Consider the following 9,913-nt stretch of genomic DNA (forward strand, 5'->3'; position numbering starts at 1 on the left):
CCTTCCGGGGCGGGGGAAGGACCTGTGTCGGCGCAGCTTCCGCGACGCCCCGACTTACGCCATCCTCCCTACGAGGGGGAGCATCGCCATGGCCCGCAACATCCTGCTCGTCGCCATTGGCGTCGTCCTCTGGTTCGCCGCCGCCATGGTGGTCCGCTTCGCCGCGCCGCTCGGCTGGTTCAGCCCCGACGCGGCCCCCATCGTCTTCGCGGTCAGCGCCGCCCTCGCGCCCCTGGTGGTGCTGGCCGTCCATCGCCTGACCGGCGGCCAGCCCGGCGGGCATCTCAGGACCGCGGCCCTCGCCTCCACGCCGGCCCTGCTGCTGGATGGCATGGCCTTCGTCTGGCAGCCGCAGCTCTATGGCGTCCCCGACCTGACCCTGCCAGGCGCCTGGCTGCTCTACGGGGTGGGCGCGATCCTCGCTTCGGGGCTGACCTTGGACGTGGGGACGTCTAGATCAGCGCCATGACCCCAGAACCCTCCGCCGGCTGGCTCGACGGCCGCGAACACGTCTTGCCGGTGCGGATCTATTACGAGGACACCGACTTCACCGGCGTCGTCTACCACGCCAACTATGTCCGCTATTTCGAGCGCGGGCGGAGCGACTTCCTGCGCGTGGCCGGAATCCGGCACGCCGAGCTGCAGGGCCAGGACGCGGCCTTCGCCATCGTCCGCATGGAGCTCGAGTTCAAGCGCGCCGCACGCATCGACGACGCGCTCGCTGTCCGCACCACCTATGACAGCGCCCGCGGCCCGCGGCTCTTCATCGGCCAGCAGATCTTCCGGGCCGAGGAACTGATCTGCCGGGCCCAGGTGGAGGCGGCCTGCATCGACCTCAGCGGCCGCCCGCGCAAGCCGCCGGCCGGTATGCTGGAACAGTTGCGCCCCTACTTCGCTTGAACAGGTCCGCGTTAAGCCGCGCTTAACCAAAAATGGCGGCCTTAAGATCGCCACCCCGGCGGGTTTTGAAGTCCAGGCCCGCCGCTATTCCTGGAGCCCGCATGGACGCCGCGCCGATCACCGCCGACAGCTTTTCGTTCATCAACCTGTTCCTGCGCGCCGACTGGGTTGTGAAGGGCGTGATGGTCGGGCTGATCCTGGCCAGCCTGTGGTCGTGGACCGTCATCCTCGACAAGGTCTTCCGCCTGACCGCGCTCAACCGCGAGGCCGACATCTTCGAGGACGAGGTGGCCTCCGGCCGCCCCCTGGAAGAGATCGCCACCGACGCCGGCGAGCGCCCCGCCCACGCCCTGCCCCGGATGCTGCAAGGCGCTCTGCGCGAATGGCGCGAGGCCCGCCAGCGCGGGGTCAGCAACGAGAGCCAGGCCGCCTTCCTGATCCAGCGCATCGACCGCCAGCTCGACACCACCATCGCCCGGGAAAGCGCCCGCGTGGAGACCGGCCTGAGTTCGCTCGCCATCGTCGCCACCGCCTCGCCCTTCGTGGGCCTGTTCGGCACGGTCTGGGGGATCATGAAGGCCTTCCAGGCTATCGCCATCGAGAAATCGACCAATCTCGCCGTCGTCGCCCCCTCCATCGCCGAAGCGCTGTTCGCCACAGCCGTCGGCCTGATCGCGGCCATCCCGGCTTACATCGCCTACAACCGCTTTTCGTCCGATGCCGGACGATATTCGGCCCGTCTTGAGGGCTTCGCCGACGACCTTTCGACCGCGATCCAGCGGCGCCTGGCCGAGCGGGGCTGAGCCATGGCGCTCTCCGCCCACGACGCCTTTTCCGCCACCGGCGGGTCGCGCCGCCGGCGTGGCCGCCGCAATCGCGGGGCGCTGGCCGAGATCAATGTCACGCCGCTGGTCGACGTGATGCTGGTGCTGCTGATTATCTTCATGGTCTCCGCCCCGCTGCTGACGGTGGGCGTCGAGGTCGAGCTGCCCAAGACCGAGGCCGGGGCCATGGAGGACGACTCCGAGCCCCTGACCGTCTCGATCCGCGCCGACGGCTCGCTGTTCATCCAGGAGGACCCCGTGCCCTTCGCCGGCATGGCGCCGCGCCTGCGGGCCATGGTGGGCGAGACGGCCAAGAAGCCGATCTATGTCCGCGCGGACGGCAAGGCCTCCTACGAGGTGGTGGCCCAGGTGATGGCGGCGCTCTCGGGCTCCGGCTTCACCTCGATCAACCTGATCACCGACACGGGCGGGCCTTCCTCGGGCGGCGACGCCCGCAAGCGCTGAGGCCGGCATGGCGTCGCGCAGCCGCGAATTCTCCCCGGCGATGATCGCCTCGCTGGCCCTGCACCTGGGCGTGTTCGGCCTGGCCTTCGTGTCGTGGCCCTGGACCCGGGAGCTCTCGGTCGGCGCCTCGGTGCCGATCAACATCGTCTCCAACGCCCCCGACACCAACCTGCGCCAGGCGATCCAGGCGCCGGAGGACCAGAGCGCCCAGACCGAGCAGCCCGTCCCGGACGCCCCGGCCGAGGCCGCCGCCCCGGACCCGGCTCCGATCCCGACTCCGCCAGCGCCGAAGCCCGCCTCCGCCGCGCCGCCCAAGCCGGCCCTGAAGGCGCCGACCAAGCCCGCGCCCAAGCCGCAGAAGACCGCCAGCCTTGACCTCGACGCCCTGGCCGCCGACGTGGCCAAGGCCGCCCGCTCGTCGGGGTCGCGGACGTCCTCCGCCGCCAAGGGTCCGGCCCGCCAGGAAACCGCCAAGGTCGCCCGTCCCGACATGGGCGACGGCCTGGCGGCCAATGCCCTGAAGGGCCTGGCCGACGAGCTGCAGCGGCGCTGGAACCCCAATTGCGAGGTCGAGGGCGGCCGCTCGGTCAAGGTGCGGGTGACCTTCACCCTGGGCGCCGGCGGCCAGGTGATCGGCCAGGTCGAGGCCGGCGGCAAGGAACGCTCGGCCAACGCCGTCGAGCAGGCCGCCGCCGAACGCGCCATCCGGGCGGTCTATCAGGCCGCCCCCTTCAAGAACCTGCCCCGCGACTTCTACGGCGACCGCATCGCGGTCAACTTCAACGCCGCAGAGGCCTGTTCCTAGGCCTTCAGGAGACACGACCGATGCGACTGAAATCCCTTGTCCTGGCGGTGTTGGCGGTCCTCGCCACGACGCTCGCCGGCGCCGCGCCGGCGGCGGCTCAGATCGAGGTGGACGTCAATCGTGGCGACGTCCAGCCGTTGCCCGTGGCCATCCCCGCCTTCGGCGGCGCCCGCGGCGCGGAGATCGCCCAGGTCATCACCGGCAACCTGGAACGCTCAGGCCTGTTCCGGCCCATCGATCAGGCCGCCTTCATCGAGAAGAGCCTGGACGTCAATGTCCAGCCGCGCTTCCCCGACTGGAAGTCGATCAACGCCCAGGCCCTGGTCAACGGCCAAGTGACCGTCGAGGGCGGCCGGCTGACGGTCAATTTCCGCCTGTGGGACGTCTATTCCGAGCAGCAGCTGCTGGGCCTGCAGTTCACCTCCACCCCGGAGAACTGGCGGCGCGTGGCGCACAAGATCTCCGACGCCGTTTATGAGCGACTGACCGGCGAGAAGGGCTATTTCGACACCCGGATCGTCTTCGTCTCCGAGAGCGGCGGGCGGCTGAACCGCATCAAGCGCCTGGGGATCATGGACCAGGACGGGGCCAATCCCAGCTACCTGACCGACGGCTCCTACATCGTCATGACGCCGCGGTTCTCCTCCACCAGCCAGGAGATCACCTACATGGCCCTGCGGCCGGAGGGCTCGTCGATCTACCTGTTCAACCTGGAGACCGCCCGGCGCGAGACCCTCGGAAGTTTCCCCGGCATGGTCTACGCCCCGCGCTTCTCGCCGGACGGCGGGCGGGTGGCCTTCTCGGTGGAGCGCAACGGCAACAGCGACATCTATGTGATGAACCTGCGCAACCGCGCCGCGGCCAAGCTGACCTCCGATCCCTCCATCGAGACCTCGCCGTCCTTTTCCCCGGACGGGACGCGCATCGTCTACAATTCCGACCGCGGAGGAAGCCCGCAGCTCTATGTCATGGGTGCGGACGGTTCCGGCGCGCGGCGCATCTCGTTCGGCTCGGGGCGCTACACCACTCCGGTCTGGAGCCCGGTAGGCGACTTCATCGCCTTCACCAAGCAGGTGGGCGGCCAGTTCCACATCGGGGTGATGAAGCCCGACGGCTCTGACGAGCGCCTGCTGACCACCAGCTACCTCGACGAGGGTCCCACCTGGGCGCCCAACGGCCGGGTCTTGATGTTCAGCCGGGAAACACCTGGCGGCGCCCCGCGTTTGTGGACGGTGGACGTCACCGGACGGATCCTACGGCCCGCCCCGTATCCCGGCTCGGCCTCGGACCCGGCCTGGTCGCCGCTGTTGAATTAGTCGTTTCAGGTATTGGCGCGCCAAACGCGCCATCACCGGATTGTTAGGCCTTCAAAAAGCCGAATAGGTGCAGGTACTCGGAACGTCTGGGAACCCGCCGTCGTAAACATCAGAAGGAGAAGCCCACGTGCAGAGCTTCAACACCAAAGGCGCCGTTCGACTGGCCCTGATCGCCGCCGCGGCGCTGTCCATGACAGCCTGCGCGTCAAAGCCCAAGCCGCAGCCGCCCGCGCCGACGCCGCCCGCGCCGACGGCCCCGGCGCCGATGGAGCCGGCGCCTGCGCCCGCCCCGGCCCCCGTGGGCGTGGTCCCGGGCTCGACCCAGGACTTCGTCGTCAATGTCGGCGACCGGGTCTATTTCGACCTCGACCAGTACGACATCCGCGCTGACGCCGCTCCGGTCCTCGACGCCCAGGCCGCCTGGCTGGTGCGCTATCCCGCCGTCCAGGTCCGTATCGAAGGCAATGCCGACGAACGCGGCACCCGCGAATACAACCTCGCCCTCGGTTCACGTCGGGCCAATTCGGTGCGTGAGCACCTGGTCAGCCACGGAGTCGCGCCGAACCGTATCTCCACGGTGTCGTTCGGCAAGGAACGCCCGATCGATCCGGGCACCAGCGAAGAGGCCTATCAACGCAACCGGAACGCCGCCACGGCGATCACCGGCGGCGCGCGCTAGTCTCCAGCGCCTTCAGCATGCAGGCGGGGTCCCGGCCGGGACTCCGCCTGTTTTGCGAGCCGCAATTCGGTCGCCCGAACCAGGTTAGAGTGACGCCATGATCTTCCGCCGCCTCGCCCTGCCCCTCGCCCTTGCGCTGATCTCCACCACGGCGCTCGCCCAGACCCCGATCGACCCGCTGGACGCCCGCGACGCGCGGCGCCTCGACCGCATGGAGCAGGTGATGCGCGAACTGCGCGCCATCGTCTTCCAGGGCCGCGACTCCGGCAAACCCGTGGTGATCCAGCCGGCGGAGACCGACTACCAACTCCAGGAACTGACCCGACGCCTGGGTGAACTGGAACAGAGCCTGACCCGTATGACCGGGGACCTCGAGACCGCCGCCCGCGACGGCGAATTGGCCCGGCGCGAGAACGAGGCCCTCAAGGGCCAGATCAAGAGCCTCTCCGACAAGATCGTCGCCCTGGAAACCCGCGCCGCGGCGGCCGAAGCCCCGGTCGACGCCGGCCTGCCGGCCCCGGAGCTATCCGGCGCGCCGCCGACCCAGACCGCCACCGAGACCTTCAACCAGGCGCGGCAACTGATGCTGAGCGGCGACTATGACGGCGCCGAGGCCGGCTTCCGCGCCTATGTCGCCCGTTATGGCGACAGCCTCAAGGCGCCCGAGGCGCGCTACTGGCTGGGCAAGACGCTTTCCGCCCGGGCGGCGCATGCCGAGGCGGCCGGCGCCTATATCGGCGCGATCCGCGGCTGGCCGGCCACCCCTTGGGCGCCCGACGCCGTGGTCGAGCTGGCCCGCGCCCTGATCCAGATCAAGAAGCCCGCCGACGCCTGCCAGACCCTGGCGGAGTTCACGCGCCGCTATCCGAAGGCGTCGCCGGCCGTGCAGGGCCGTGCGGCGGCGGCGCGCAGCCAAGCCAAGTGCGCGGCCTAGCCCGCTCCGACGACGATCTCGGCTGCGGCGGCGTCCTCGACCGCCGCTTGCGCACCGACAGCGACCGGCCGCTCGCCGTGGCCGTCTCCGGCGGCGGCGACTCCGTGGCCCTGGCGCTCATAGCCGACGCCTGGGCCCGCGCCCACGGCCGGCGGTTGCTGATCCTCACGGTCGACCATGGGCTGGGCCCGCTGAGCCGGGACTGGACCCAGGCCTGCGCCGACCTCGCCGCCCGGCTCGGGGTCGGGTTCCAGGCGCTGAGCTGGACCGGCCGCAAGCCATCCACCGGCCTGCCCGCCGCCGCGCGGGAGGCGCGCCACCGGCTGATCGCCACCGCCGCGCGCCAGGCCGGGGCGCGGGTCGTGCTGATGGGCCACACGGCCGGTGATCGCGCCGAGGCTCAGATCATGCGGCTCGGCGGCTCGACCACCCCCAGTCCGCGCGAGTGGGGCCCCTCGCCGGCCTGGCCCGAGGGGCGCGACATCTTCCTCCTGCGCCCGCTGCTGGGCGCCGGGCGCGCCGAGATCCGGGCCTGGCTCACCGCGCGCGGCGAGACCTGGATCGAGGACCCGGCCAATGATGACCCGCGCTTCGCGCGCGCCCGGGCGCGGCAAGCCCTGGCGACTAAGGCGCCGAGCTGCCCCGATCCGATTGTCTCTTCACCCCGGCCCGCCGAGCTGGCCATGGTGGTCCACGACGCCGACGGCGCGGGCTTGCTGGTTCTGCCGCGCGAGGCCCTGCGCCAGGGGGAGATCGAAGCCTTTGTCGGCGCCGCCTGCCTCTGTGCGTCGGGGACCTCCCGGCCGCCGCGCGGTGACCGAACCGCCCGCCTGGCCCAACGGCTGCGGAGCCAGGAGACCTTCGCCGCGAGCCTGGCCGGCGCGCGCATCGAGGCCGGCGCCACCGAGGTCCGCTTCTTGCGCGAACCCGGCGAGATGACCCGGCGGGGCTTGGCGCCTCTCGATCTGGCGCCCGGATGCGCCGCGGTTTGGGACGGACGCTTCGAGATCACCGCCGACCGCGCCGTGACGATCCTGCCGCTCGCTGGCCTCGCCGCGCGCCTGCCGGCCGGCGAACGCCAGGGCCTGGCGGGCCTGCCGCCCAGCGCCCGCCAGGGGCTGCCGGTGGTGGTCGATGGGGATGAGGTCGCCCTGGCCGCCAGCGCCCCCGGCCTGATCGTCCGCGCCCTGGCCCACGCGCGTTTGCTGGCCGCCTGCGGCGCGGTGGAACGCGAACCCTAGACCGAGAGCACGTGCTCCACGCCCTTGACGATGGGGTCGGCGAACCGCTTGCCGAGCAGGCTGGCGTGGTTGGCGCCGCGCACGTGGTCCACATAGCCGCGCCTGGACGCCAGGGCCGGGGCCACCTGCAGCTGCTTCAAGGGTGCGGAGAGCCGCTCGTCCCCCGCGGTGACCACGGCCACCGGCAGGTCCGGGTCGAAGGGCGGGCGGCCCATCAGCGAGGTGCGTGGCCACTGCTGGACCTCCTCGGCCGCCCACTTCGTGTGGACCGCCGAGCCGTAGATGCGGCGCTTCTCGGCCGAGGCCTCGCCCTCCAGCCCGATGAGGTCGCCGATCACCAGGGAGACCGGCCGCATGAAGCCCGCCGCCGACCACATGCCGACCAGCTTCATCGCCCCGCGATAGGCGTTGACCGCGCCGGCCGCGCTCTTGACGTCCATCACCTCCGGCGTGGCGGCGTCGACCAGCACCACGCCGAGGATCCGGTCGCGATGGCGCGGGACGAAGACCCTCAACAGCAGCCCGCCCATGGAGTGGCCGACCATGACATAGGGCCCGCGCTCGCCCAGCCGCTCCAGCAACAGGGTCAGGTCGTCGGCGATGGCCGCCCCGTCGCGGGGTGAGGGGCCAGGATCGGAATAGCCGAGGCCGGCGCGGTCATAGGCCAGGCTGGCCATCCCCTTGGCGGCCAGGCGGTCCTGGACCACCGCCCAGTCGGCGGCGCAGCCGAAGGCGCCGCACTCCAGCACGATCAGCGGCCGGTCACTGGCCGGCCCCGCGCGGACCGCCCGCAGGCGGCGACCGCCGATATCCACCAGCTCGCCGCGATTGGGATGGAAGCCGGCGCCGGTCATAGGTCGATCTTGAGCATGCGGAGCAAATAGCCGAGTTTGCCCGGCGAGATCGAGGCGAAGGCGGCGGAAATGTTGCGGTTGATCCTGGGCGTGGTGCTGGGCGTGCTGGTGGGCATGGTGGTCACCGGCGTGGTCGAGGGCATGGGCCACACCATCTTCCCGCCGCCGCCGGGGGTGGATCTGACCGATCCGGCCCAGCTCTCCACCGTGATGTCCAAGATCCCGCTGGAGGCCAAGGTGGCCGTCCTGCTGGCCTGGTTCCTGGGCGTGCTGGCGGGAGCCTCGACGGGGAACCTGGTCGCCGGCCGCCGCGCCTGGGCGGGCCGGATCGTCGCCCTGGCTTTGTTCGCCTTTTCGGCCTGGACCATGTGGATGATCCCGCACCCGCTCTGGTTCATGGCCTCGGCGCCGGTGTTCGCCCTGCTGGCCGCCTTCGCCGCCGAGCGGGCCTTCGGTCGGCCCCGCGCCTAGCCGGCGGTGGGGACCGTGGGATCCGCGGCGGGGACCGTCGCGCTGGCTTCGACACCGGCTCTGTCGGCCGACTTGGCGGTGAAGGTCAGGGTCGCGCGCGGACGGTCTTCCTTGTCGGCATCGACCTTCGCAGACTTGCGCGGGCCCTCCATGAGCGCGCGCTTGGCTTCCGGAATGAACGACACCTGCGCCACGCGCACCCGGCGCGAATAGCGGGCGGCGGTCTGAAGGGGCAGGTCCTCGGCCGTGGCGAACTCGCGTCCGATGAAGGCGACGGGGTTCAGGGGCCGGTCGTCCCGGCGAATCTCGAAATGCACGTGCGGGCCGGTGGAGGTTCCGCTGGAGCCGATCTTGCCGATCGCCCGGCCGCCCAGGACGGCGGCGCCGGGCTTGGCGCGCGGGTCGACGCGGCCCAGATGGGCGTAGAAGCTGATCAGGCCCTCGGCGTGCTTGATCTCGACGAAGCGGCCGTAGCTCGAGCTGTTGCCGGCGCGGGTGACGACGCCGTCCGCCACGGCCAGGACCGACATGCCGACGGGGGCGGCGATGTCGACGCCCTCATGTAGCCGGCCGTGCTTCTCCCATGGCATGCGACGCAGGCCGAAGGGCGAATTGACCTCATGTCCTGGGACCGGTTCGCCGTACTCGAACACCGCGGGCGGCGGGGCGGCAGGCGCGACCGGGGCGGCGGCGGCTGGCGGCTGGGGCGTGATCCGTGGCGGTGACAGGTCGGCGCCGGCCGCGCAGGCGGCGGTCACCGCCGTAAGAGTCACGCCGGCGACCAGGGCGGCCTCGAGCCAAAAATGGCGCAAGCGGCCAAGCATGGCCGAGACAGTTGAATTCAAGAATATACCTCGTCCAGTACAGCCGAGCTTCTTATCGGTCCGCCAGAGGTCAAGCGGCCAAGCTTCGACAGTTCACCACCAAATCGGGGGGCTGTGTGACGGGTCTTCTAGACCAAAACGTGGCGAAATAAACCATGACTGGCCGCGCCTATTGTCGCGACCAGCCGCCAGGCTCGACTATACCGGGCGAAATCGGGCTCTACGTCTCAGAGCCCCTTGAGGATTCCCTCGACCATCTTCTTGGCGTCGCCGAACAGCATCATGGTGTTGTCGCGGAAGAACAGTTCGTTCTCGACACCGGCATAGCCCGAGGACATGCCGCGCTTCACGAACAGCACGGTGCGGGCCTTTTCCACGTCCAGGATCGGCATGCCGTAGATGGCGCTGGTCTTGTCGGTCTTGGCGGCGGGATTGGTGACGTCGTTGGCGCCGATCACGAAGGCCACGTCGGCCACTGGGAACTCGGCGTTGATGTCCTCCAGCTCGAAGACCTCGTCATAGGGGACGTTGGCCTCGGCCAGCAGCACGTTCATGTGGCCCGGCATCCGGCCGGCGACGGGGTGGATGGCGTACTTCACC

The 9,913-nt window shown here is 70.7% G+C and carries 13 protein-coding genes; 10 read left to right on the forward strand and 3 right to left on the reverse strand.

The genetic code is table 11. From position 1 onward, the window contains the following. The first annotated feature begins 88 nt into the window (after positions 1–88). From V6M51_RS20075 to tilS, 9 genes are all read left to right on the forward strand, one after another. The gene (locus V6M51_RS20075; protein ID WP_332770013.1) at positions 89–469 is read left to right on the forward strand and encodes a hypothetical protein; all 381 of its coding nucleotides are present in this window, start codon (positions 89–91) and stop codon (positions 467–469) included. Next, complete coding sequence (locus V6M51_RS20080) at positions 466–900, forward strand: YbgC/FadM family acyl-CoA thioesterase (protein WP_332770014.1); 435 nt, start codon at positions 466–468, stop codon at positions 898–900. The genes V6M51_RS20075 and V6M51_RS20080 overlap by 4 nt, the downstream gene beginning before the upstream one ends. Positions 901–1,001: 101 nt before the next feature. After that, entirely contained in the window at positions 1,002–1,703 is a 702-nt protein-coding gene (gene tolQ / locus V6M51_RS20085) for a protein TolQ (protein WP_332770015.1), read from the forward strand. 3 nt (positions 1,704–1,706) lie between these two features. After that, complete coding sequence (locus tag V6M51_RS20090; protein ID WP_332770016.1) at positions 1,707–2,189, forward strand: ExbD/TolR family protein; 483 nt, start codon at positions 1,707–1,709, stop codon at positions 2,187–2,189. Between the two features lie 7 nt (positions 2,190–2,196). Continuing rightward, positions 2,197–2,994 (forward strand): energy transducer TonB, encoded by a 798-nt coding sequence (locus tag V6M51_RS20095; protein WP_332770017.1) that lies wholly within the window; start codon positions 2,197–2,199, stop codon positions 2,992–2,994. A 20-nt stretch (positions 2,995–3,014) separates the two neighbouring features. Then, entirely contained in the window at positions 3,015–4,310 is a 1,296-nt protein-coding gene (gene tolB / locus V6M51_RS20100; RefSeq protein WP_332770018.1) for a Tol-Pal system beta propeller repeat protein TolB, read from the forward strand. A gap of 190 nt (positions 4,311–4,500) precedes the next feature. Continuing rightward, the gene (pal, locus tag V6M51_RS20105; protein WP_332770031.1) at positions 4,501–4,989 is read left to right on the forward strand and encodes a peptidoglycan-associated lipoprotein Pal; all 489 of its coding nucleotides are present in this window, start codon (positions 4,501–4,503) and stop codon (positions 4,987–4,989) included. 97 nt (positions 4,990–5,086) lie between these two features. Continuing rightward, positions 5,087–5,923: a tol-pal system protein YbgF gene (gene ybgF / locus V6M51_RS20110; protein ID WP_332770019.1), complete on the forward strand. Its 837-nt coding sequence runs from the start codon at positions 5,087–5,089 to the stop codon at positions 5,921–5,923. Then, positions 5,911–7,164 (forward strand): tRNA lysidine(34) synthetase TilS, encoded by a 1,254-nt coding sequence (gene tilS, locus V6M51_RS20115; RefSeq protein ID WP_332770020.1) that lies wholly within the window; start codon positions 5,911–5,913, stop codon positions 7,162–7,164. Before ybgF ends, tilS begins: the two co-directional genes overlap by 13 nt. On the opposite strand, the gene V6M51_RS20120 is transcribed toward tilS, so the two are convergent. After that, positions 7,161–8,018: an alpha/beta fold hydrolase gene (locus V6M51_RS20120; RefSeq protein WP_332770021.1), complete on the reverse strand. Its 858-nt coding sequence runs from the start codon at positions 8,016–8,018 to the stop codon at positions 7,161–7,163. The two genes, tilS and V6M51_RS20120, sit on opposite strands and share 4 nt — an antisense overlap. Before the next feature lie 69 nt (positions 8,019–8,087). Here V6M51_RS20120 and V6M51_RS20125 point away from each other — a divergent pair, with 69 nt between their 5' ends. After that, positions 8,088–8,489, forward strand: coding sequence for a hypothetical protein (locus tag V6M51_RS20125; protein ID WP_332770022.1), 402 nt, complete (start codon positions 8,088–8,090; stop codon positions 8,487–8,489). Here the strand turns inward: V6M51_RS20125 and V6M51_RS20130 are convergent. Then, entirely contained in the window at positions 8,486–9,301 is an 816-nt protein-coding gene (locus V6M51_RS20130; RefSeq protein WP_332770023.1) for a M23 family metallopeptidase, read from the reverse strand. The genes V6M51_RS20125 and V6M51_RS20130 overlap by 4 nt on opposite strands. 239 nt (positions 9,302–9,540) lie before the next feature. Next, positions 9,541–9,913, reverse strand: a 373-nt coding sequence (locus tag V6M51_RS20135) for an NAD(P)(+) transhydrogenase (Re/Si-specific) subunit beta (RefSeq protein WP_332767891.1), incomplete at its 5' end; no start/stop codon positions are given.

The sequence above is a fragment of the Phenylobacterium sp. genome, from assembly GCF_036677185.1.
Lineage (GTDB): Bacteria > Pseudomonadota > Alphaproteobacteria > Caulobacterales > Caulobacteraceae > Phenylobacterium.